Origin of the sequence: Schnuerera sp. xch1 (assembly GCF_019931165.1) — a bacterium.
GTDB lineage: Bacteria > Bacillota > Clostridia > Tissierellales > Tepidimicrobiaceae > JAIOUP01.
In genome coordinates this window covers 1-22,750 of record NZ_JAIOUP010000006.1, presented here as the reverse complement: position 1 = coordinate 22,750, position 22,750 = coordinate 1, and the positions used below count along the sequence as shown (strand labels likewise).

Genomic DNA, 22,750 nt, shown 5'->3' with positions numbered 1-22,750 from the left:
TTTTTGTCTTGATTCAAAATTGGCGTAAGCTTTGCTTATGCCTTATCTAGCTTAGAAATTGAACCAAAGTTGGCTGAATAATCTTTGCTCCAGTCATTAGGCTAGATGTATAAACATTTTCAGCTACATTTAAGTTCATGATTACTTCCGCCATATCCACGTCTTCGTTATATGATAATAGTTCTTTTACATTATTTATTTGTGTTCCTAACTTTTTCTCAGTTAGTTCAAGTCTATTCATCTTTGCCCCTACTTCTGCTCTTACGGATAGGACCTGTTCTTGACTTGATTGAAGATTTCCTATGGCAGTTTGAATATCTTCGGTATTATTTTCTTCTAAAGCAGTGGATAAGTCTTCAAAAACTTTTATTAAGGTAGCTGCATCACCACCATCTCCTGTATGACCAGAAAAAGCATCTTCAAAATCTTCTGGTTTCTCTGGCACTTCACCTACACCAAATACCTTCATTCCTACTATATTTACTTCTACCGTTTCAGATACTCCAACATTATAAGTAACAACTTCATCTTCCCCTAGTTGTAAGTCTCCTGTAAAATCAGAATTATATGTGCCATCTTCATTGAATAAAGGCATATCCGTCTTGTACCCACTGAATATATGTCTTCCAGCATATGTGGTATTTCCTATTTGTACTAGATGATCTTTCAACTGGTCAATTTCTTCTTTTATCTTCTTCAAATCTTCTCCTTCTTTTGTTCCATTTGCTGCATCTACTGTCAATTCATATGCTCTTTTTAGTACTTCACCTATTTCCCCTAAAGCTACTTCTGTATCATTCATCCAGGACATAGCATCTTCTGCATTTCTATGGTATTGTTCTAATTTTGATATATCCGTATTGAATTTCAAACTTTTGCTAGCTCCTATAGGGTCATCTGATGGTACTCTAAATTTCTTACCTGTAGCTTGTTGATATTGAAGCTTTTCCATTGTTTTTAGGTTTTGATTTAAATTATAAACCATATTGTTTATAAGCATATTATTAGTTACTCTCATTCATTTACTCAGTCCCTTCGTAAAAATTTTAGATAAAACAAAGTGCCATTTTCTGTCTTAAAATCAAATAGACATAGGAACCTATCCTTACTAAGACATATTTAGAAAGATAAGCACCAACTTATGAAAGATTTGTAGAAGTATCCGACTGAAAAAAATCGTTTGGTCTGTGTATTATAGCAATAGCGGTCTTCGCAAACCTATTTTTTTCTGTGTCGTAATATTTCACGAATCTTGAATTGGAGGCACGTTCTTTCTAAATATGTCGTGACTCGCCTCATTGGTTTATCGTCCAACTAATCCTAATCTATTTATCGTCACATCCATTACAGCATCCATTGTTGTTATCATTCTAGCTGATGCTACGTAGGTGTTTTGGAATTTTACCATGTTTGCCATTTCTTCATCGTAGGATACTCCTGATATGGAGTTTCTTTTTGATTCTATATTTTTAAGTATTAGATTCTGTGATTCATGCATTCTTTGGCCTTGCATACTGTCCACCGCTAGGTTTGACATTATGGATTTTATAAAATCATCTGGACTACTGTTAAAACCAAAATGTTCTCCTCTGTCCCTTTGATCTATTAATTCCAACAGATTGCCATTGTCTTCCGCACTACCACCTGCATTTTTTGCTGCTGCTATATTATCTAAATCATTTAGTATTTGTTCAGATACAGTTATATCTATAGCAGTAATATTATTAGTATTGCCTCCATCTCCAACAAAAAAGTTTATATTTGTTTCACCATTTAATCCATATCCTAACTTATGCTGTTCATTAAATCCTTCAGCAAATCCTTTTGCAAAATTATCTAATCTATCCTGATAGTATTGTATCCCTCTATAGGTACTATTTTGTCCATCTCCATTGTATAAGTCCAATACTCCCTTTAATTCTCCAGATTTTATCTTTACTTCACTTCCGTTGCTCCACTGTAGACTTAGTTTATCTTCATTTTTACTCCAACTTATCTCATTTACATCAATATGGTCTACTATAGATACTCCGCTTATGTTTACTCTATATTTACCATCTTTAGATTCATCAACCTTAACATTTGCTATCTTTGATAGCTTGTCTACCAATAGTTCTCTTCTATCCCTTAGATCATTGGCTGGTCTTCCATCCAACTCATTTGAATATATCTGTCTATTTAACGAGGCTATTTGATTTGCCAAACTGTTTACATTTTCTATCTTAGTTTCTATTGAAAATTCAGTTTCTTCTCTTAAATTTTGTAACCTTTTTGCTGTTTCATTAATGTGTTTAGTCAAGGCTAAAGCATTTTCTACAACTGGTTCTCTAAAGGAAGAATCTGAAGAATTCTTGCTCATATTATCCAATGCAGTATAAAAATCATCTAAGTATTGTCTAAAGCTGCTATCGGATGGTTCTCCAAACAGCTTTTCCATTTCACCTAAAGTATCCACTTTTACTGACCATTCACCTGTAGAAGCATTTTCGTTCCAGTATTTAAAATCTACATATGAATCCCTTATTCTCTCCACATTATAGATTTCAGTACCCGTTCCTAAAAAGCCTATTCCCGGTAGGCTTTGTGGATTTGTAGCTCTTTGAGCTCCTTGTTGCCTTGAATATCCTTCGGTATTCATGTTGCTTATATTATGGTTTGTTATATATAAGGATCTTTGACTTGCTAATAGGCCTTGTACGGCTGTATTAAATCCAAACATTTATTTACTCAGTCCCTTCATAAAAATTTTATCTTCCTACAACTCCCATCCTGTTCACTATATTTTCTATCATCTCATCTATAGCATTTATTACTCTACTGTTTGCTGTGTAGGAGTGTTGATATTTTAGCATGCTTGCCATTTCTTCGTCCAATGAAACTGCGGATATTTCTTGCCTTCTTCCGTCTATTTGTCTTATTAACATATCTTGATTGTCTGCCATAGATTCTGATGCTTGTCTATCTAAACTTAAATTTAAGATTAAATCTCTGTAGAATCCATCCAATGTCATGGAACCTTCTTTGTCTGCTATAGCTTTAAGGACAGTTTCAATAGTTGAACCTTCTCCTAATTCTAAGTCTTTATATATATATCCATCTTCACCGAGATCATATTCATCGTATTCCTTAAATAAATTTACATCTCTTAAACCCAATATAGCTTTTGCTATTTCTCCATCTCCTTCAGCTCCTGACTCTGATACTGCTATTTTACTAAAGTCCTTCAATTTTTCATTTACTTTTATTGTGGCTGCTGGATCACTGGGATCTGTAATTTTAAAGAAGTCCTCTCCTTCCTTATTTCCTTTCAAGTCCGCACCAAGCTTATGTAGTGCATTTACACTCGATGCTAGTTCTCCTACTAATATATTCAATCTTTCCCTATATTTCACCACATCTTCATCTCTTGCATCTATGTATCCACCTAGTTCTCCTCTTCCGTTTAATTCAATTTTATCTCCTGTATCTGACCAATAAATTTCTCCATGGCCTTTCTCGTTTAATTGTATATCTATAGGATTAAAATAGTCTCCATTTATTAAACTTCTACCATTAAGAGACACTACTACCTCACCATATTGATTTTCATAATGTGTAATTGGTATCAACTCTGATAATCTATCTAATTTTGCATTACGAACATCTCTATAGTCATTAGCAGATATGTTTTTACCATATCCTTCTGCTAGCTTAATCTTCTTATTTAAATCCGCTATTTCCTCTAAGATTACATTTGTTTCTTCTGTTTTATTTAGCATTTCCCTATTTAGATTGAGTTGTAAATTGTCCAATTGAGTGCTTATATGATTTACTGTAGTGGTAAATGCCACTGCATTTTCATGTAGTAATCCTCTTATGGTTAGACTGTCTGGTTCTTTATATAGCTCAGCCCAACCATTCCAAAAATCATCCATTACATTCTGAAGTCCACTACTGGTTATTTCGTTAAATATTATCTCTATTTCACCAAGTATTTCTGACTTTGCATTATAATATCCATAGGCTGCCATTTCATTCCTAATCTTTGCATCTAAAAATTCATCTCTTATCTGTCTAATCTGTTGTACATCAACTCCGGAGCCAGTCTGCAATCCGTTTATTATATCCAAAGAATACCTGCTTTCTGCATGGATTACACTTTGTCTTACATAGTATGGATTATTTACATTGGATATATTATGAGACACTGTATCTAATGCTCTTTTATTTGCATTTAATCCTGATATAGAAATATATAATCCTCCAAAACCCATGATTACACCTTCCTATCAAAGAGATTCTTGTTTGTTTTCTCTTTTTTATTTTTCTTGTCATAAGTAGCAGGAGCTCCAGCTTGAGTAATTAAATTAATGTTAAAATCCAACCATTGTAGATTTTCATTTATAAGTTCATTATTGACGCTATTTCTAGATTGGATATCAGCCAATAATTTACTCAACTTTTCTCCTAATTCCATTATATCCTTTTTTTCCTCATCAATCTTATCTATTATGTCTGAAAGAGGAGTATTTTTATCTACTCCCCAAGTATCTAACAGTTTAATTCTTTTTTCTTCTGCCAGCGCCATTTTATTTATCAGCGCTTCTTCTCTTTTAGTTATCTGTTCCAATTCTTCTACATGACTGTTTATTATTGTATCCGTCTTTTGAAAGGTTAACTTTTTTATAGATTTAATACATTCTAGTTCTTCTTTCAGAATACTGATCAATTCTTCCTTAAAGGTCATATCTTCACCTCATTATACTTTCTTATCAAAATTTACGCTTTTATACATTTTCTCTGCTATATCTTTGCCCTTTACATTATATGTGCCTGATTTAATCTCTCTTTTAAGTTTTTCCACTTTATCCTTTCTTACCTCTGGTATATCTTTTAGTTTGTTCATTGCTGTTTTAAAATCCTTAGCTTTATCTGAAAACTTCAATTCATCTTTTCCTATTTTGTTCTTTTTTTGTTTTACTTTTTTATTCATCCCTGAATTATATACCTTCATAATTTTATCTGTTTTATTGATCTTCATAAAAATCACCCCGCTCTCCCTTATTCCATATTATTATCGGTAAAACGAGGTGATACTTTAACATTTTATTTAATTATCGTTCCTATGTCTATCTGTAACTCTAATCCTTTCCATAGCACTTCCATTTTGAATAGTTCTAGGATCCCTACCTCCTCCTATGGAACGTTTGAACTCCCTTTCCATTTTTACAGTGCATTTTTCACAAAATCTTCCTGTCCTTATAGGCGCACCACATTTTTCACATGATAGAATTAAATTACTTTCCTCTCTTATCTCCAATCTCCCTTGCCTCAAAAACTCAATTATCTTTTTAGAATCCACTTCTACCTTTTCAGATACTTCTGCTACATTAGCTTTAGGATTTTCATCTATATATTCTTTTACCTTTTTAAAGTCTTCTTCATCTTCTCGTCTACATTCCGGACAGATATTGAATCCATTATAAGCGTAAATTTTCCCACAACGACTACAGTTTCTTACATCCATATTTTCACCTCTTTATACTTTCATACTAGAAGTAATAGCTAAACCGTACACTTTTTTGACTCCATTTTCTGTTAAAATACCGCTGCATTCAATTATAGTTGTTCCTGTGGTAATAATATCGTCAATTAAAAGAATTTCTTTATTTTTTAAACCTTCTGCATTGATAACTTTAAATGCACCTTTTAAATTATTCTTTCTCTCAATTTTCCCCAATTTATTCTGTTCTTTAGTCCATTTAATCTTTATGAGATTATTTTTAAGTAGTGGCTTGTCCAATTCTTTGGATATATATTGTGCTAATAGTTCTGATTGATTGTATCCTCTTATAGCCTTTTTCCTTTTATTAGTTGGTACATAAGCTACTGCTTCTATCTTATGATCTATGCTTTTATCATAAATGGTAGATAATAGTATCTCTCCAAAGGGTTTATATAGATAACTTTTCCCTCCAAATTTAAATGCATGTAAATTTTTTCTAATGAATCTATTGTACAATACTGAATAATATGCCTTATATATGTTAGAATAGTGTAGTTCGATTTCCTTATGTGTAAATTCTATTAAACTATTACAATTTTTACAGATATGGCTTTCACTGATTGGAGTATTTTCTTTGCAGAATAAACAGGTGTTTTCTTCCTGAAATAATAAGTTTCCCATATCCCTTAAAATTCCCATAATCTCCTCCTAATACATGGTCAACATATTTCTTATCTTATAATCAAGGCTTGAATATCTCCTTGTAATCCTATTGTTGTTTATCATAGCCTGTAAATACTTCTCTTCACCTACTAATACCACCAATTCCTTAGCCCTAGTGATTGCTGTATATAGTAGATTTCTGGTTAGAAGCATTGGTGGTCCCCAATGCATGGGCATTACAATTACTGGGAATTCACTGCCCTGACTTTTGTGTACTGTAGTGGCATAGGATAGCTTTAGCTCATCCAATTGATTATAATTATACTCTACTTCCTTTTCATCATCAAATAGGATTTTCATTATTCTGTTATCATCATCAATATCCATTATTATTCCAAAGTCCCCATTGAATACTCCTTCTCCTTTTTCTATAACTTCACCGTCTTTTATGACTTCCCATTCTGTGGTGTAATTATTTTTAATTTGCATTACCTTATCTCCTACTCGAAACAGTTCATCCCCCATGGTCTTTTCCTTTTTTAATTTAGATCTTGGATTCAATACATCTTGTAGATGTTTGTTCAATGCATTTATACCTACATCTCCCTTTTTCATAGGAGTTAATACTTGTATATCTTTCAAAGGATTTAGTCCATAATAGCTTGGCAATCTTTCCTTGCATAAATTCGATATTATATTAACTGTATTGTTAGAATTCTTTTCTCTTATGAAGAAAAAATCATCTCCCTTGTTCAATATGGGAAATTGTCCTTTATTTATCTTATGGGCATTGACTACTATTAAGCTTTCTTCGGCTTGACGAAATATCTCATTTAATTCTACTACCTTAATTGCATTGCTATTTATTATATCCTTTAGTACATTTCCTGCTCCAACTGATGGCAATTGGTCTATATCACCTACAAGTATGAGCCTAGTCCCTGGCGTTATAGCCTTTAACAAACTATTCATCAGTAATATATCTATCATGGAAGCTTCATCTATGATAAGTAAATCCGTATCCAAAGGACTATCCTCATCCAATCCGAATACCATGTTTTCCTCCATATAGGAGTATTCCAGCAATCTATGGATGGTTTTAGCTTCTACTCCTGTCGTCTCTGACATCCTTTTTGCTGCTCTTCCTGTAGGTGCAGCTAGATTTACCGTTAATCCTTGATCTTCAAATATCTTTATTATGGCATTTATTATGGTGGTTTTCCCTGTCCCTGGCCCTCCTGTTATGACTATCATTCCATTGTTTATGGATTCCCTAATGGCTTCTATCTGCTTTTTCGCAAATCTTATGCCTTCTTGTCCTTCTATAGTAGATATTACCTTATCAACATCTATATCAAGGTCATCTAGCTCAGCTCTAGATAGTTCCACTACTTTTCTACTTACATTACTCTCCGCTACATGGAAAGGAGTATAGTATACTCTGATCTCATCATCTATACTTAGTATATGTATAATACCTTTTATGGCTAGTTCTCTTATTGAATTTTCAATTAATTCATCTTCTATTTCTAACATTTTCCCTGTGCTTTCTATTAGTTCTTCCTTTGGCACATAGGTATGACCACTTCCAGCAAATTTATTTATAATATATCTTATACCTCCCTCTATCCTATAAGGTGATTCAATGCTAATGCCCATATTTTGTGCAATCTTATCTGCTGTTTTAAATCCTATACCAAATACATCCTCTGAAAGTTTATATGGGTTTTCAGATATTACATTTATAGTGTCCTTTCCGTATTTTTTATATATCCTTATTCCATAGTTAGGAGTTATTCCATATTGTTGCAAGAATATCATTACCTCCCGCAATTCTCCTTGTTCTTCAAATGCTTTTACAATCTTTGTTAATTTCTTATCTCCTATTCCTTCTATTTCCTTTAATTTTTCCGGATTGTATTGAATTATATCCAGAGTATCAGTACCAAACCTTTCTACAATCTTCTTAGCAGTTTTAGGTCCTATATGAGGGATAAGGCCTGATGACAAGTATTTCTCTATCCCATTTACAGTAGATGGGACGACTATGGATACATTAGATATCTCTAGTTGTTCTCCATATGTAGGATGATATATCCATTCTCCTTCTGCTCTTAATGTTTCCCCTATATTTATAACAGGTATATATCCTACAATAGTAGCTCTTCCATCTGGAGTATCTAAGTTCGCAACCGTATATGTGTTTGTCTCATTTCTAAATATTATATCCTCTACTGTACCTTCCAGTCTTAACAAAATAATTCTCCTCTACTGATAATCTTGATTTTATTATATCACAATTTAAATGCAATTAAATTATTTAATGTTTGCCTTTATTTTAATTATTTCATTTATTATTAATGCTATATCCCTTTTGGTAGCAGGCCTATCATATTCCTCGTATATATCCTTTTCATTTATAGTACTCGTTCTTTGCTTCTCCTGCCATAATCTCTTTACTATAAAACCATTCTTAATATGTTTATTAACAGTTTCAATTGAGTTTAAACATCTTATAGTTTTATCATTTACAAGGTATACTATGGTATTGCCTTTAACTTTATAAACCTCCTTGATATATCCTATATTTATATATCCAAGTGCACCATCATTTTTGCATAATGGCTTTCTTACCTTTACAGGTATAAATATATTATCTTTATTAAAGGGAATTGGTGTTAGATTTTTGATATTTAATATATTTCCATAATATTTTCTTGCATTCTTTATATCTATCAGATAATATTTGCTCAACTGTTTCATTATAGTTTTTGTGGTTTTATTAACTTCATATGTTCCCCCATGTATTGTATACAACATAGAACAATTTCCTTTCATATCCAAATAGGTTGGTAAAAAGGCTATTAATTCCTCTGATATTATTTTCTCTAAATCCATAAAAATCCCTCCTTGACATATTTTATCAGAACATATGTTCTATGTCAAGAAGGGATTCATTTTTTACTTCATACTAGCTATTGTTTTAGATAGCTCATTTATACTCTCTGTAAGCTGGGTTAGTTTTCCTTCTATTCTAACCAACAAATATACAGAAATGACTATCGGAAAACCTAAATTAGCTATATGAGTATAGATTTCCTCCATGATAACCTCCTTTCATTTTGTTGCACAAAACCGGAGGCGCCCATAATTATCAACTGTCAACTTACTATATTTCCAGTTCTTCTATTGTTGTGGTTATAAACCTGGCTCCTGATACTGCTGCAATATCTCCTGAAGTAGAGAAGAATACATTTCGTGTTATTATGTCATCCATTGCCGTTCTTACTTCTGCTTCTGTTAAATCAGTTCTAGGCTCATCTAAGCTGATTCTGAATTTTTTACCTGCTGTATCCAGAAACTCCATTTCCAATTTCGATTTATCCACCTAATCACCTCCTTTGGCTGAATTAATCATTAAATTATAATTCTTCATCTACAAGCTCAATTTCTTCAAGCCTTTTTACCTTGTATAAAGGAAGACTTTGAAGACCTGCTAGGGATTCAGCTACTGCAAATAGATCATCGCTTAATACATCGGTCTTTACTTTTGACAATGTTTTGGATTTGATTACCTGTCTGTTACCATCTAATCCCACATCAAGTTCAAGCTTCAATCTTACATTATCCTTAATATCTGTGACTGCCATCTTACCACCTCCTTCTGTTCCTTATATAGAAGAAGGTAGATTATTTTACTATTATGTTTCTTAATTTTTTTATTGCTACCGTTTTGGTATTGACTACTGTCCTATATGATATCTGCATTTTGTTCGCAATTTTATCTATGGATAGATTGTTTATATAGAAGTCAACAATTACCTGTTTTTGTCTTTCTGTAAGACAATCTAAATTGTTATATAGAATATTTATCTCTTCTTTTTCAAGCATGACATCTATAGGTTCTTTTTCATCTCCTTCTAGTAAGTCTATAAATTCTCCCTCTTCTAGAGGTTCATTTAATGAAAGAAATTGTTTTTCTTTATGTTTGTTTAAGTAACAATATTTTAGCATCATCTTTATATATCCTAGAAAATGAACTCCTTTACTTTGGTCATATTGTTCAATGGCTATTAAAATCGTTTCATATCCTTCCTGAATCAAATCATCATACTGAGTTATCCTATTGTAATATCTTCTTATAGAGCTTATTATTAATGGGTTAAGCTTCAACAATAGGGTCTCTTTAGCCTCTACATCACCTTTTCTGCTTAAATTTAATAAATCTTCTATTTCCTCATACATACTACTTCCTCCAACGAGGAAGGCGCCTTCCATATTACCTAGGTTAAATTAATATTAACTTGAAATATGGAAATTAAAAAAAGTAGAGTAAGGCCAATTCCTTACTCTACTTTTGATGAGTTAATTAAAATACATAGAAATATTCATATATAGTTGTAGACTTATGGCATATACTCCCAGGATCTTAATGAATTCATTAAAATATTTAATCAATTGGATATAATTGTGCTTAATCTATTGATAGCACATCTTTCTTATCAGTTCTTTCCCATGGTAAATCTAAATCTTGTCTTCCAAAATGTCCATAGGCTGCTACATTTCTGTAGATTGGTCTTTGTAAGTCTAAATTTTTGATGATAGCTGCTGGTCTTAAATCGAAATGTTTCTTTATCAATTTTTCTATTTCTTCATCTGAAATCTTGCCTGTCCCAAAGGTATCCACATATAGGGATAAAGGTCTAGCAATTCCGATGGCGTAAGCTATACCTATTTCACATTTATCTGCTAATCCTGCTGCTACTACATTCTTGGCTACATATCTTGCTGCATAGCTAGCTGATCTGTCTACCTTTGTAGGATCTTTTCCTGAGAATGCTCCTCCTCCATGCTTTGCGTATCCACCATAGGTGTCCACTATTATCTTTCTTCCAGTAAGTCCAGCATCTCCCATTGGTCCACCGACTACAAATCTTCCTGTTGGATTTACATAGTACTTGGTATCTTGGTCTAACATATCATGAGAAACTACTTTCATTATCACATGTTCCATAATATCACTTTTTATTGTGTCTAAATCCATATCAGGTCTGTGTTGAGTAGAAACTACGATGTTTTCTATTCTAACTGGTTTGTTGTCATGGTATTCTACTGTAACTTGAGTTTTACCATCAGGTCTCAAGTACTCCAATGTACCATTCTTTCTAACTTCTGTTAAACGTCTAGCTAATTTATGAGCTAATGATATTGGCAATGGCATTAATTCCTCTGTTTCATTGCACGCAAACCCGAACATCATGCCCTGGTCTCCTGCTCCAATTTTATCAAACTCATCTTTTCCATTCTGTTTATGTTCTAACGCTTTGTCTACGCCAAGAGCTATATCTGAAGATTGTTCATTTATGGATGTAAGCACCGCACATGTATCTGCATCAAAACCATATTTAGCTCTTGTATACCCGATTTCTTCTACTGTTCTTCTTACGACTTTTGGTATATCTACATAACAATCCGTCGTTATCTCTCCTGTCACTAACACTAACCCTGTTGTCACTGAAGTCTCACACGCCACTCTTGCATCTGGATCCTGGGCCAGTATCTCGTCTAATATTGCATCAGAGATAGCATCACATATCTTGTCTGGATGCCCTTCTGTTACGGATTCAGAAGTAAACAACCATTTTTTCATAGAATTCCTCCTTAAATTAAAAAAACCTATTCCAAAAGGAAAAGGCAATTGCAAATAACCTCATCTTTCAGATTCTAAACTCTGTAGGATTTGGCACCTTGATATATTACAGGTTGCCGGGTTTCAACGGGCCTAGTCCCTCCACCTCTCTTGATAAGGCATCAAGATTTTTATTCAATTCTGCAATTATTGTAACATAATGGGATATATAAGTCAATTGATAACTTATTTGAAAATTTAGCCTGAAACTAAAGGCTCTAATGATTGAACCTCTATTAAATGAAATTTGTCGATATAGTAAGAATAAATTAGATATTATTGTTTATCTCGTTATAACAGTTATTTACGCCTATTATTGACCTATTTTTATATGTTGCATTTATATCAAACATCCCTTATACTATAAGAGTAGTCAGCGAGAGAAAGTAATCAACGGGGTGTGGCGCAGTTTGGCAGCGCGCGTGGTTTGGGACCATGAGGTCGGAGGTTCGAATCCTCTCACCCCGACCATTGATTAAGAAGGATTGAAAAATCAATCCTTCTTTTTTTATTGCCTAATTTTTTGTCTAATTTCATCTTTACCAAATTGTCATACACTTGTTATTTGATTGTAATCCTATTGTAACCATATTGAGACATTAAAATTATATAATACTATCATGAATGGAAAAAGAAGAAATTTTTTGTAGAAAGGAGGTTTCAAGGAATTAAAAGCAAAATTTACAATGTATTAAGATGTAGTAATTTACTTGTTATTTTATTTAGGAGAGGTGATGTTTTTGAAAATTTCAATTAAAAAGTTTTTTATTTGCTTACTTGTTTTTAGTATGATAATTGCTTCAACAGTTCCATCGTTAGCTGCTAGTGCAGTTAATATGCCTTATGTAATCCATGAAACTAAGGATTCACGATATATAGGTTCAGGTATACAATATGAGAACATAAGGAAATTTACAACTAAAGGCTGGTGGAACATAAATGTAGTTAGAGTGGATTTGACTGATGAATATGCTGAAATATCTGGATTATTTAGTGATAATGGCCTCTCTAATAGAGACACCGTAAGTGATATGGTAACAGATAGCAAAGCAGTGGCAGGAATTAATGGTGACTTCTTTACCTATAGCCCAATACCCCATTCAATGGGAAGTTTCATTCAAGATGGTGAAGTTATATCTTCTCCAATAGAAAGAGCCTATGCTCTTCCTACATTCTATTTAGATACAGACAACAATTCCGATATAACTTTTTTCGATAGAAAAATGAATATCACGTCATTAAATTCTAATAAGAGTGTAACCATTAGTTTGATTAACAAAGCCGCAGATATGGATATGGTAACTCTTTTAAATAAACATTGGGGTTCCAAATCTTTTGGAAAGAAATATAATAATGGCCCTGATGATCAAATGGTAGAAATGGTAGTTGTAGATAATGTAGTCCAAGATATTAGAATAGGGGAAGAAGCTGTACCTATTCCAGAGAATGGATACATAATATCAGTTCGTGGAGAAAGAAAAGAACCTTTGCTTGATAATTTTGAAGAAGGAGATGAAGTTAAACTAGATGTAGGTACTTCTCCTAATTTAGAAGATATCAAATTTGCTATAGGTGGTGGAAGTATAATACTTCAAGATGGAAATATAACAAATACAAATATTGATATAAAAGGAGATCAACCAAGAACAGGAATGGGAATCTCCGAAGACGGAAAAGAACTTATAATAGCCACTATAGATGGTAGGGATACTTCATATAAGGGAGTAAGCCAAAAAATATTTGGATCCATACTAAGAGATTTAGGAGCATATGATGCTATCAATCTTGATGGTGGTGGTTCCACAACTATGGCTATTAGACCTATAGACAAACAATTAGCTGAAGTTGTAAATAAACCTTCTGAAGGAACCGAACGTAAAGTTGTAAATGGTGTTGGAGTATTTACTAATGCACCTAAGGGAGAACTTTCATATATAGAGATTGATACAGATGAAACGGATATGTTTCCTAATACAACTAGAAAGTTTTCTATAAAGGGATATGATCAATATCATAATCCCCTTAAAATAGATAATAGTCAGGTAGAATATACATTTGAAGGTGTTGACGGGGAAATATATGAAAATATCTTTGAAGCTAAATCTTCAGGTACAGTAACTGTACAAGCTAATTATAAAGGCTTAACTGATTCAATTGATTTAAGAGTATTAGGTGAAGTTAAAAGCATTGATATACCAGTTGATAAATTTCATCTACATCCTAATGGAAGTAAAAATATAGGGACTATATATGGAAAAGATCAAAATGGATACAGCGCAAAGATATACAAGGAAGATATTGAATGGACCGTTTTAGGAAACATAGGAAATATCGAAGATGGTGTATTCTACAGCAATGGAAACATTGGAGCCGGTGCTATATCTCTTAGCATAGGAGATGCATTAAACAACATATTAGTATCCATTGGTAGTGATAATAAAACATCTATAGAAGGTTTTGAGAATATAGAAAACTTTAAATCTGTTGCATATCCGGACTATGTAAGTGGAAGCATCAGCACAAAACCTGAAGCTAAAGAAGGCCAAAACAGCATAGGACTTAAATATGATTTTGCTAAAGGAAAAGATACTAGAGCCTCATATTTAATGTTTAAACCAGAAGGTAAAAATGGATTAGCCTTAAAGGGAACTCCAAATAGATTATCTTTATGGGTAAAAGGTGACGGTAATGGTACTTGGTTAAGAGGAAAAGTCTTAGATGCAAATGGAAATAGTCACTATATTAATTTTGAGAAATCCTTAGATTCTACACAATGGCAACAAGTTGAGGCTAATATTCCTGACAATATTTCTTATCCAATTGCATTGGAAAGAATTTATGTTATAGAGACAGACAGCAGCAAGAGTTACTCAGGAGAAATTTTAATAGATGGTTTAGAAGCTTATTATCCACCTTCTTATGATGAAACAATAGCTCCAACTCCAACTGAATTCAAGGATAATAGAAATGTTGAAGCCAATGTGAAAGATGGATTTTCACTAATGGTTGCTAGAATACCAAAGACTTCTAACACTACCGAGGAATTGGACAAGACATTGGTATCTACTATATATGATAAAATTAGAAACAGAGCAAATCAACATGATGTAAGCATGTTAATAGGAAAAGCCAATAATGAACTTAATAATGGCATTAAATCGGATAAGATCATAAATATTGGAGCTCCTTATACAAGCCATAGATATAAAAATGTATTTATGATAGATGCAAGTAGTGCTAAAGGCGGCATCAGACCTACTAATCCACAACAATGGGTATGGTTAAAGAATGGACTAGCAAATGCAGAAGAAGATCACATAATGTTATTCTTAAATACTCCAATATTTGGTGCAGGTGGATTTGTAGATAAATTGGAAGCTGAACTATTACATGAAACCTTAGTTCAGACTTCAGAAAGCGGAAAAAGCGTATGGGTAATACACCCTGGAAATACTACTAAAACAGAATTAAAAGATGGAGTGAGGTACATTCAGCTAAATGACAAAATCATAGATAGTCAAGAGGATATGAAATATCTGAATACAGTAGAATTTTCAATAGATGGCGATAATATAACATACCAAGTAGACTAAATAATAAGGGTGGCCAAAGCCACCCTTATTATCTTCATCTTAATATTGATTGTATAGTATAAATCCTACTGTAAATATTGTAATTATAATAACTAAAAATATATAAACTATCCTCCTCACCATAAAAAATCACTCCCTTAACTTGTTAATAGTATTAACAGTTAGGGGAGTTTTTAATCCTTGATTATTATATTTCAGATATCCAGTTTCCATAAACCCAACCAACTCTTCCATCTTCATTTATTTGGATCTTATAAAAATAATAACCACCTTTTAATACTGGTTCTTCTAATACAGTCATAGTTTGTTCTTGTCCCACTGCACCTATTTTTGTCCCCATAGGGTTATCATAGAGAATTAGTGAATCTTTTCCTTGTGCCTTTTCTATGGTATCTGGTTGTACTATATCTTCAGGACTATATTTTAATATATCACCTTCATGATATGTTTCAGGAGTTGGTATATTTATATTATTTCTAGGATATCCCCTGCTAGGTATAGCACCTCTACTAACTGGAGTTATTCTTCTATTATAATCTTTTAATGATACCTCGTATATTTTAGATTGGTATGTATCATTCCCTACATTTGGGTTATTTCTGTCCAATAGGCCATTATACCCCCATAGAGCAAAATACCAATGTTCCAATATGTTAGGATCCATATCTCCTATGGTAGCCATTCTAGTATTAGCCATGTCCCACTTTTTAAGCAACATATCTGCCCCTGCCTCTACATTATAAACAGGATCATGTTTTAACTTCTCTATGTTATAAATTGCTGCTTTTCCACTTACTTGCATTATACCTATATTTCCGCCTCTACTGATTAAAGGATCGCCATAACTATTGAATTGACAAAATCCACTCTCTAATTTAGCTATTGATTTCAATATTATACTTGGTATTCCTCTCTTGGTTGCAACTTCTTCTATTATTTTCTCCACATCTTCTCTAGGTAAATTTTTATTTTCACTAAATCCTATACTAACTGTACCAAATAATAGAATACATGTTAGTATAGCTGATACAAGTTTTTTCTTCATTATTTACCTCCTACCAACTGATATATCCATTCTTGAATTGTTCGTATAGCATCTTTGCTATGCCTACGCTTTGTTCTCCACTAGATATTTCTTTTGATAGTTCCTCTATATGCATGTCTTCAAACATTTCAGTTCCCGTACTCTTTTCTATAAACCCATTATCTGGAATTGTCTTCTTCATCTCTTTGAACATGATGTTTAGAAATATGGATTCAAATTCCTTACATACCTCTTTTAAATCCTCATCATCCTTGGTCTTTGATATTGATTCAACCTTCTTTTGTAATAATGATGGGTCATTATCAGTGTTTATATCATTTACTTCCACATAACCACCTCATTATCTTTTTAAATTATTGATTAATTGAAGCATTTCATCTGACGTTTGTATAGCCTTAGAACTAATTTCATAAGCTCTTTGGGCTGTTATCATCTTGACCATTTCGTCCACTACTTGTACATTTGAAGATTCCAGATATCCTTGAACTATTCTACCTCTCATTTCTTCAGCATCTATAGGTATTTCCTCTCCTGAAGCTACAGTCTGACTGTATAGATTTGAGCCCTCTGATAGCAATCCCTCTGGGTTGGTAAACTCAACTATTTTAATTCTTCCTAAATCAACTGGTTCTCCATCTTCATCTGCTCCTGTTATATATCCTAATTCATCTATTGTAATATCAGTTATTCCACTCTCTATAAATATTTCATTGTCGTCTTCATCCAACACGATATATCCTTCAGAAGTTACCAACATACCTTCATCATAATCCACACTCAATTTAAAACTGCCATCCCTAGTATATCTAATTTCATCATTGGGTAACAATACCCCAAAGAATCCATCTCCATCGATGGCTAAATCAAAAGTACCATTTGTTTCGACAAAGCTGCCAGGTTTAAAATCTTTTCTAGTTGCAGCAGGCATAACTCCATGACCTACCTCTAGATTAACTGGCCTTTCTTGTTCATCCAATACATTTGCTCTCTTAAGTGTTGTATAAAACAAATCCTTGAATTCTGCTCTTTGAGCCTTGTATGATGTAGTATTTACATTGGATAAGTTATTTGAAATTGTATCAATATTAAACTGTTGTGATCTCATGCCTGTTGCTGCAGTCCATAGTGATCTCATAGGTTATACCCTCCTATACTCTTCCTATTTCATTTGACGCTTTTTGAAGGATTTCATCCTGCATCCTTATTATCTTCTGTCCAGATTCGAATTCTCTAAGTAGAGTAATCATATCTACCATCTCTTGTATTGTATTTACATTTGAACCTTCTAAGTATCCCTGTATGACCTCTCCTTCATAAGGAATCTCTTCCGATTCAACTCCTTCCGCCATTTCATATAAACTGTCTCCAACTTTTCTCAAAAATTCTCTATTATCTATATCTACAACGTCTAAAAATCCTACAACGTTTCCATCTACTATTACTGACCCATCATTACGTATGAGTACCTCTTTGCCATCAATATATATTGGCCCATCTATTCCTTGGACTAATTCTCCACTGGCTGTTATAAGCGCGCCTTCCGCGTTTGTTGAAAATGAACCATCTCTAGTATAATATGTATTACCATCTTCTCCAGTAACCTTGAAAAATCCAGATTCATCTAATGCTAAATCATAAGTTCCTCCAGTTTCAACTATATTTCCTGCAGTAAAATCTATAACTACCTTTTGAAAGTTGACTCCTGCATTCATAGTGCCTATTACATGAGAATCTGGATAATAGATATTCCCTTGCAAAAGTTCTTCTATATCTCCAACTTGTCCTTGAAGAGGATTTCCTTCCCTATTAGCCACAAAATTTTCATAATCTGTATTCAAGTCTTCTCTATTATCTCTATAATAAGTTCTCAGATAGCCTTGCTCATCCACAGTAAAACGGACCTCTTTCACATAACTATTTCCATTAGGTGTATTTATTACAAAATATCCATTATCAGTTCTAGCTGTATGGACCTGTCCATCTGTTTCGTATGTGATTGCATTCCTTCCCGTTACTCTAAGGCCAGTATCTCTATCATTTATCTTCGATAATAGTTTTTCTGGAAATGTTTCAACTAGAGATATATCTTTCTTAAATCCTGTAGTATTTACATTAGCTAAATTATTGGATAAAATATCTAACTTTTTCTGATTAGCAATTAAAGAGGTAGCACTAATATATAATCCTCTATTCACTTGGATTCTCCTTCCTCAAGATCAAAATTAATTTTTATGTAATTTCAAACATTATTATCGACATATATACAAAAAACTTTAACTATTATGTGACCTTATTGAATTAGAATCTATGGAATCCGAATCCAAGAATCTTATCCAATCCAACGCTCTACCAGTTCCTATAGCTACTGCACTAACTGGATCCTCTATAACATAAGTATCTATACCAGTTCTGTCCATAATAAGCTTATTCAATCCTTGTAATAATGCACCTCCACCTGTCATAAATATTCCTTTATTTCCTATATCTGCGGCTAACTCAGGAGGAGTTTTTTCTAATACATTATGAACAGTTTCAACAATTTGATACACTGGCTCCTCTAAAGCCTCTAACATTTCACTAGAAGAAATTTTTATATTTTTGGGAAGTCCTGTCATTAAATTTCTTCCTCTTATTTCCATATACAATTCTTTTTCCTTAGGATATGCAGTTCCTATACTTATCTTTAAATTTTCAGCAGTTCTTTCTCCAATCATCATGTTATGTTTTTTACGAATGTATCTTGCAATTGCTTCATTACATTCATCTCCTGCAACTTTAATTGATTTACTTACAACTATACCTCCTAAAGATATCACTGCTACATCTGTAGTTCCTCCACCTATATCTACTATCATATTACCATCAGGCTGAGTTATATCTATACCCGCTCCAATTGCTGAAGCTATAGGTTCTTCAATTAAATAGGTTTTTCTAGATCCAGCATGACTACTAGCTTCAAGTACTGCTCTCTTTTCTACTTCAGTTATTCCACTTGGCACACATATGATTGCCCTAGGTTTAAAAATGGCTTTTCCTACTGTCTTTGCAAAGAAATACTTTAACATCCTTTCCGTGATATCAAAATCAGAAATCACTCCATCTTTCATAGGTCGAATTGCAACTATATTTCCAGGGGTTCTTCCAAGCATTCTCTTTGCTTCTTCTCCTACGGCTAAAATTTTGTTAGTATTATAATCGATAGCTACTACAGATGGTTCATTTAAAACTATGCCTTTTCCCTTTAGATATACAAGTACAGTTGCTGTTCCTAAGTCTATTCCAATATCAGTTCTTAAAGCAGTCATTTACAATCGCCCCCTTATTAATCATCTGTACATCTATACATTATATCATATATTATTTCCTAATAAACCAAATTTTTTCAATTTTTCCGTAATAAGCGACTCCATTTTTGTTTTAATGTATAAAAAAGCGGCCACTCTTTAGATATCACAAAAGAACGGCCGCTCTATATTATTTCTTATAATTAATTTGTTTTCTCCTAATGCGATTTACTATATTTTAAACTGAAGTGATTTTAATTTGGGAAGACAAAAATCAAGACCAAAAGGCCCAGAAAAGAGGGCTATTTTTATTGAACTATTAGTTGTTAATTGCTTTGTATTTTAATTTAGTTGCTTTCCCTCCTCTAATATGCCTTTCAGCTTTATTCTGGTCTAGAACTTGTTTTACCATGGTTGCTATAAGAGGGTTTATCTTGGGAAGACGCTCTGTAACGTCCTTGTGCACTGTACTCTTACTTACACCAAAAACACCTGCTGCCTGCCTGACAGTGGCCTTTTCACTTATTATGTATTTTGCAATTTCCAATGCTCTTTCTTCAATATAATCTTTCAAGTAGGTCTACCCCCTTTGGACTTTATTGGGTTTTTTAATCTTTCTAAATACTTATGCATTTTTAATTCCTATTAGAACTAATATATTACTCTGAATAGATAAAGCTTGGTAGATGATCTTCTGGATCAACGTTTGTACCATCTTTGATTACTTCAAAATGAAGGTGTGGATCCATCATCATCTCAACTGTTGCCGTCTTCCCTACTTTACCTATTGGATCACCCTCATTTACTGCAACTCCTTCGCTTAATAATTCTTCTGTAGATAGATTTGCATATTTTGTAAGTAATCCATTTCCATGGTCTATAATAGTTATCATTCCCCATAATGGGTCATTATATACCTCCGATATTGTCCCAGATAATGCAGCCAAAACTCGAGCACCCTCTTCGACTACAATATCTACTCCTTTATGAGAAGTCCACTCTTCTAATGTTTCTGAATAAATTAAATTATCATCTGTGTACTCTGTACTTATCTTTCCCATTACTGGAGCTCCCATGCGATTTGATTGATTGGAAGCAGTTGCTATTTCTTCAGTTGTTGGATCTTCATCAAGTTCCTCATCCAATATCTCTTCATCTGCTTTTTCATCGTTTACTTTTTCTTCTTCAGTTTCTTCACTTGTTTTTTCTTCAGTCTCTTCTTCCTTAGGTTTTTCTTCAGTTTTTTCTTTACCTGTTTCTTCTTCATCTGATTCTTTTTCATCTATTTTTTCATCTTCTGTACTAGTTTCTACAGAATTCTCTGTTTCTAATTCATCATCAACAATAATGAAGTCTTCTTCATTCTGTGATAGGTTGTCTTCATCACTTTTATCCAAGTTTACCTTAGAAGCCCATACAGCTGTGATTGCTACAATACATACACAGATAAATAGAATAAGATAAAATCCATCTTTCTCAATAAATTTCTTCAATTTCTCTTTCATTCCCCCACCTCCATTAGCTAGTATTTCCACATTTATCTATTTAATACATATATAAATAAATTTTTCCAGAAAAATTAGAGATGGTTTTTTGTTTTATAACGTAAAAAACCAAGAGAATAATTCTCTTGGTTTTACAAATCGTCTAGCTTTACTCCTGTATAATAATGTTTCAATATCTCTTCATAATCCTTATTATTCTTAGCCATTCCATTGGCTCCCCATTGGCTCATACCTACACCATGGCCATATCCCACTGTTTCAATGTCTACTATGTTATTTTTGGGGCTAAAGTATATCTTGAAATTAGTTGAATTTAACTCGAATAATTCTCTTATTTCTCTTCCATTCACCACTGTGCCTTCAATGGCTATTTTTTTTACTCTTCCACTTTCCGTTTTCTCAACAAGCTTTATTTTTTCTGCTAGGTTATCTTTAGTAATATTAGTTCCTGGATATTGTTGATTGAGTTTGTCAACAAACTCATCTCCTGTCATGGTTACAACATTTTTGTACTTAGGTGCATCTTCTTCGAAAGGACTTTCTACAGATTTTAAATAAGGCAAATCAACGGCAAAAACATCTATAGCATCTTCTGTCATTCCCCCACTAGTAGAATGATATAGAGGTTCAATTATTTCCCCTCTATAATAGAGTACCTGTCCTTTTGTTGAATCCACAGCTTCTTCTATCTTAGGCCAGTACTTTTCTTCCCAATCCTTTGCATGAAGGTCATTCAATTCTTCCAGTGTGAGATATGCCTGACAATGAATGCCTGTACAAAGTGGAGCCTCGGGATGTCCTGGATTCCCTTCAGGATATCGTTGCATTCTATTTAGGGCATAGGTTCTACTAGCTACAGCTTGAGCCTTTAAAGCTTCAATGTGAAATTCAGCTGGCATTTCTGCCGCAACTACTCCCTTCACATACTCCTCTAAAGGCATCTCCTTAACTTTTTGAGTCCTCGTATCATATACCTTTATATAATCAAAATCTTCTTCGTATTCAATATCTTTTTCTTCAGACTCAGATTTTAAATTATCTTTTAATTTGTTTTCTTTTGGAACAAAATTAAAAGTCTTTACTATGATTGAAGGTATCAAAATAATGATTACCAATACAATCCCAGTATAAATCCCAAATTTTTTCATCTTTTCCCCCTCTTGCCTTTCGTATACAATATAGTATGCAAAGAGAGAATAAATTATAACAATAAAAAAAAGACGGCCCCTGATATGATACTTCCAAAGTAGACAGTCTAATTAATTAAAATTAGATTTTCTACTAGGAGGTTTTTTATGGGAAGAAAAGTAAAGTTTTGTAAGGAAGTAAAATTACAAGCTTGCAAAGATTATAAGGAAGGTATACAAGGATTTAAAAGTATTGCAAAGAATATTGGAGCTCACCATGAAACAGTTCGGCGTTGGTATCTAACATATAAAGAACATGGTATTAGTGCCTTTGAAACATCAAATAAGAATCGCTCATA

Annotated in this window: 23 protein-coding genes, 1 tRNA gene, 1 pseudogene and 1 riboswitch; of the genes and pseudogenes, 3 read left to right on the top strand and 22 right to left on the bottom strand. The window is 33.0% G+C overall.

The window, feature by feature from the left end; translation table 11 throughout:
- Positions 1-46: 46 nt before the first annotated feature.
- The 14 genes from flgL to metK all read right to left on the bottom strand — a co-directional run bounded on the left by flgL (position 47) and on the right by metK (position 11,798).
- Positions 47-1,018, bottom strand: a complete 972-nt coding sequence (gene flgL / locus K8M07_RS06110; RefSeq protein ID WP_223377018.1) for a flagellar hook-associated protein FlgL — start codon at positions 1,016-1,018, stop codon at positions 47-49.
- Between the two features lie 285 nt (positions 1,019-1,303).
- Positions 1,304-2,719: a flagellar hook-associated protein FlgK gene (gene flgK / locus K8M07_RS06105; protein WP_223377017.1), complete on the bottom strand. Its 1,416-nt coding sequence runs from the start codon at positions 2,717-2,719 to the stop codon at positions 1,304-1,306.
- Positions 2,720-2,747: 28 nt separating this feature from the next.
- Positions 2,748-4,253, bottom strand: a complete 1,506-nt coding sequence (gene flgK, locus K8M07_RS06100; RefSeq protein WP_223377016.1) for a flagellar hook-associated protein FlgK — start codon at positions 4,251-4,253, stop codon at positions 2,748-2,750.
- Positions 4,254-4,255: 2 nt separating this feature from the next.
- On the bottom strand, positions 4,256-4,726 hold the full coding sequence (locus tag K8M07_RS06095) for a flagellar protein FlgN (protein ID WP_223377015.1): 471 nt from the start codon (positions 4,724-4,726) through the stop codon (positions 4,256-4,258).
- Between the two features lie 12 nt (positions 4,727-4,738).
- Positions 4,739-5,020, bottom strand: a complete 282-nt coding sequence (gene flgM / locus K8M07_RS06090) for a flagellar biosynthesis anti-sigma factor FlgM (protein ID WP_223377014.1) — start codon at positions 5,018-5,020, stop codon at positions 4,739-4,741.
- Between the two features lie 69 nt (positions 5,021-5,089).
- The gene (locus tag K8M07_RS06085) at positions 5,090-5,506 is read right to left on the bottom strand and encodes a TIGR03826 family flagellar region protein (protein ID WP_223377013.1); all 417 of its coding nucleotides are present in this window, start codon (positions 5,504-5,506) and stop codon (positions 5,090-5,092) included.
- Positions 5,507-5,518: 12 nt separating this feature from the next.
- The gene (locus K8M07_RS06080) at positions 5,519-6,184 is read right to left on the bottom strand and encodes a ComF family protein (RefSeq protein WP_223377012.1); all 666 of its coding nucleotides are present in this window, start codon (positions 6,182-6,184) and stop codon (positions 5,519-5,521) included.
- A 9-nt stretch (positions 6,185-6,193) separates the two neighbouring features.
- On the bottom strand, positions 6,194-8,404 hold the full coding sequence (locus K8M07_RS06075) for an ATP-dependent RecD-like DNA helicase (RefSeq protein WP_223377011.1): 2,211 nt from the start codon (positions 8,402-8,404) through the stop codon (positions 6,194-6,196).
- 60 nt (positions 8,405-8,464) lie between these two features.
- Positions 8,465-9,046 carry a competence protein ComK gene (locus tag K8M07_RS06070; protein ID WP_223377010.1) on the bottom strand — a complete coding sequence of 194 codons (582 nt, stop codon included), beginning with the start codon at positions 9,044-9,046 and terminating at the stop codon, positions 8,465-8,467.
- Between the two features lie 63 nt (positions 9,047-9,109).
- Positions 9,110-9,253, bottom strand: coding sequence for a YvrJ family protein (locus K8M07_RS06065; protein WP_223377009.1), 144 nt, complete (start codon positions 9,251-9,253; stop codon positions 9,110-9,112).
- A gap of 64 nt (positions 9,254-9,317) precedes the next feature.
- Positions 9,318-9,536, bottom strand: coding sequence for a DUF2922 domain-containing protein (locus K8M07_RS06060; RefSeq protein ID WP_223377008.1), 219 nt, complete (start codon positions 9,534-9,536; stop codon positions 9,318-9,320).
- Positions 9,537-9,570: 34 nt separating this feature from the next.
- Entirely contained in the window at positions 9,571-9,798 is a 228-nt protein-coding gene (locus tag K8M07_RS06055) for a DUF1659 domain-containing protein (protein ID WP_223377007.1), read from the bottom strand.
- A 40-nt stretch (positions 9,799-9,838) separates the two neighbouring features.
- A complete protein-coding gene (locus tag K8M07_RS06050; RefSeq protein WP_223377006.1) occupies positions 9,839-10,393 on the bottom strand; it encodes a sigma-70 family RNA polymerase sigma factor in 555 nt (184 codons plus the stop codon).
- A gap of 229 nt (positions 10,394-10,622) precedes the next feature.
- On the bottom strand, positions 10,623-11,798 hold the full coding sequence (gene metK, locus K8M07_RS06045) for a methionine adenosyltransferase (RefSeq protein WP_223377005.1): 1,176 nt from the start codon (positions 11,796-11,798) through the stop codon (positions 10,623-10,625).
- Between the two features lie 57 nt (positions 11,799-11,855).
- Positions 11,856-11,958, bottom strand: a riboswitch (SAM riboswitch).
- Positions 11,959-12,231: 273 nt separating this feature from the next.
- Here metK and K8M07_RS06040 point away from each other — a divergent pair.
- Both K8M07_RS06040 and K8M07_RS06035 read left to right on the top strand, forming a co-directional pair.
- Positions 12,232-12,308, top strand: a tRNA-Pro gene (locus K8M07_RS06040).
- A 269-nt stretch (positions 12,309-12,577) separates the two neighbouring features.
- On the top strand, positions 12,578-15,430 hold the full coding sequence (locus K8M07_RS06035) for a phosphodiester glycosidase family protein (protein WP_223377004.1): 2,853 nt from the start codon (positions 12,578-12,580) through the stop codon (positions 15,428-15,430).
- Positions 15,431-15,617: 187 nt separating this feature from the next.
- Here the strand turns inward: K8M07_RS06035 and K8M07_RS06030 are convergent, their stop codons facing one another.
- From K8M07_RS06030 to spoIID, 8 genes are all read right to left on the bottom strand, one after another.
- A complete protein-coding gene (locus K8M07_RS06030) occupies positions 15,618-16,475 on the bottom strand; it encodes a transglycosylase SLT domain-containing protein (RefSeq protein WP_223377003.1) in 858 nt (285 codons plus the stop codon).
- A gap of 10 nt (positions 16,476-16,485) precedes the next feature.
- On the bottom strand, positions 16,486-16,803 hold the full coding sequence (locus K8M07_RS12785; protein WP_223377002.1) for a rod-binding protein: 318 nt from the start codon (positions 16,801-16,803) through the stop codon (positions 16,486-16,488).
- A 12-nt stretch (positions 16,804-16,815) separates the two neighbouring features.
- Entirely contained in the window at positions 16,816-17,610 is a 795-nt protein-coding gene (flgG, locus tag K8M07_RS06020) for a flagellar basal-body rod protein FlgG (protein WP_223377001.1), read from the bottom strand.
- A 13-nt stretch (positions 17,611-17,623) separates the two neighbouring features.
- Positions 17,624-18,670, bottom strand: a complete 1,047-nt coding sequence (locus K8M07_RS12780) for a flagellar hook-basal body protein (protein WP_223377000.1) — start codon at positions 18,668-18,670, stop codon at positions 17,624-17,626.
- 78 nt (positions 18,671-18,748) lie between these two features.
- Positions 18,749-19,780 (bottom strand): rod shape-determining protein, encoded by a 1,032-nt coding sequence (locus tag K8M07_RS06010; RefSeq protein WP_223376999.1) that lies wholly within the window; start codon positions 19,778-19,780, stop codon positions 18,749-18,751.
- 298 nt (positions 19,781-20,078) lie between these two features.
- Positions 20,079-20,333 carry a sporulation transcriptional regulator SpoIIID gene (gene spoIIID, locus K8M07_RS06005; protein ID WP_223376998.1) on the bottom strand — a complete coding sequence of 85 codons (255 nt, stop codon included), beginning with the start codon at positions 20,331-20,333 and terminating at the stop codon, positions 20,079-20,081.
- A gap of 85 nt (positions 20,334-20,418) precedes the next feature.
- The gene (locus tag K8M07_RS06000) at positions 20,419-21,264 is read right to left on the bottom strand and encodes a M23 family metallopeptidase (protein WP_223376997.1); all 846 of its coding nucleotides are present in this window, start codon (positions 21,262-21,264) and stop codon (positions 20,419-20,421) included.
- Between the two features lie 131 nt (positions 21,265-21,395).
- Positions 21,396-22,412 carry a stage II sporulation protein D gene (gene spoIID / locus K8M07_RS05995; RefSeq protein WP_223376996.1) on the bottom strand — a complete coding sequence of 339 codons (1,017 nt, stop codon included), beginning with the start codon at positions 22,410-22,412 and terminating at the stop codon, positions 21,396-21,398.
- Positions 22,413-22,559: 147 nt separating this feature from the next.
- Between spoIID and K8M07_RS05990 the strand changes: the two are divergent.
- Positions 22,560-22,750, top strand: a pseudogene (locus tag K8M07_RS05990) (hypothetical protein); the annotation flags it as partial.

Coding starts and splice junctions, on each gene's coding strand:
- K8M07_RS06010 (WP_223376999.1), bottom strand. CDS start 19,780: ATGACTGCTTTAAGAACTGATATTGGAATAGACTTAGGAACAGCAACT.
- K8M07_RS06000 (WP_223376997.1), bottom strand. CDS start 21,264: ATGAAAGAGAAATTGAAGAAATTTATTGAGAAAGATGGATTTTATCTT.
- flgL (WP_223377018.1), bottom strand. CDS start 1,018: ATGAGAGTAACTAATAATATGCTTATAAACAATATGGTTTATAATTTA.
- K8M07_RS06065 (WP_223377009.1), bottom strand. CDS start 9,253: ATGGAGGAAATCTATACTCATATAGCTAATTTAGGTTTTCCGATAGTC.
- flgM (WP_223377014.1), bottom strand. CDS start 5,020: ATGAAGATCAATAAAACAGATAAAATTATGAAGGTATATAATTCAGGG.
- K8M07_RS06050 (WP_223377006.1), bottom strand. CDS start 10,393: ATGTATGAGGAAATAGAAGATTTATTAAATTTAAGCAGAAAAGGTGAT.
- K8M07_RS06080 (WP_223377012.1), bottom strand. CDS start 6,184: ATGGGAATTTTAAGGGATATGGGAAACTTATTATTTCAGGAAGAAAAC.
- spoIID (WP_223376996.1), bottom strand. CDS start 22,412: ATGAAAAAATTTGGGATTTATACTGGGATTGTATTGGTAATCATTATT.
- flgK (WP_223377016.1), bottom strand. CDS start 4,253: ATGGGTTTTGGAGGATTATATATTTCTATATCAGGATTAAATGCAAAT.
- K8M07_RS06085 (WP_223377013.1), bottom strand. CDS start 5,506: ATGGATGTAAGAAACTGTAGTCGTTGTGGGAAAATTTACGCTTATAAT.
- K8M07_RS06055 (WP_223377007.1), bottom strand. CDS start 9,798: ATGGCAGTCACAGATATTAAGGATAATGTAAGATTGAAGCTTGAACTT.
- K8M07_RS06030 (WP_223377003.1), bottom strand. CDS start 16,475: ATGAAGAAAAAACTTGTATCAGCTATACTAACATGTATTCTATTATTT.
- K8M07_RS06070 (WP_223377010.1), bottom strand. CDS start 9,046: ATGGATTTAGAGAAAATAATATCAGAGGAATTAATAGCCTTTTTACCA.
- flgK (WP_223377017.1), bottom strand. CDS start 2,719: ATGTTTGGATTTAATACAGCCGTACAAGGCCTATTAGCAAGTCAAAGA.
- metK (WP_223377005.1), bottom strand. CDS start 11,798: ATGAAAAAATGGTTGTTTACTTCTGAATCCGTAACAGAAGGGCATCCA.
- K8M07_RS06095 (WP_223377015.1), bottom strand. CDS start 4,726: ATGACCTTTAAGGAAGAATTGATCAGTATTCTGAAAGAAGAACTAGAA.
- flgG (WP_223377001.1), bottom strand. CDS start 17,610: ATGAGATCACTATGGACTGCAGCAACAGGCATGAGATCACAACAGTTT.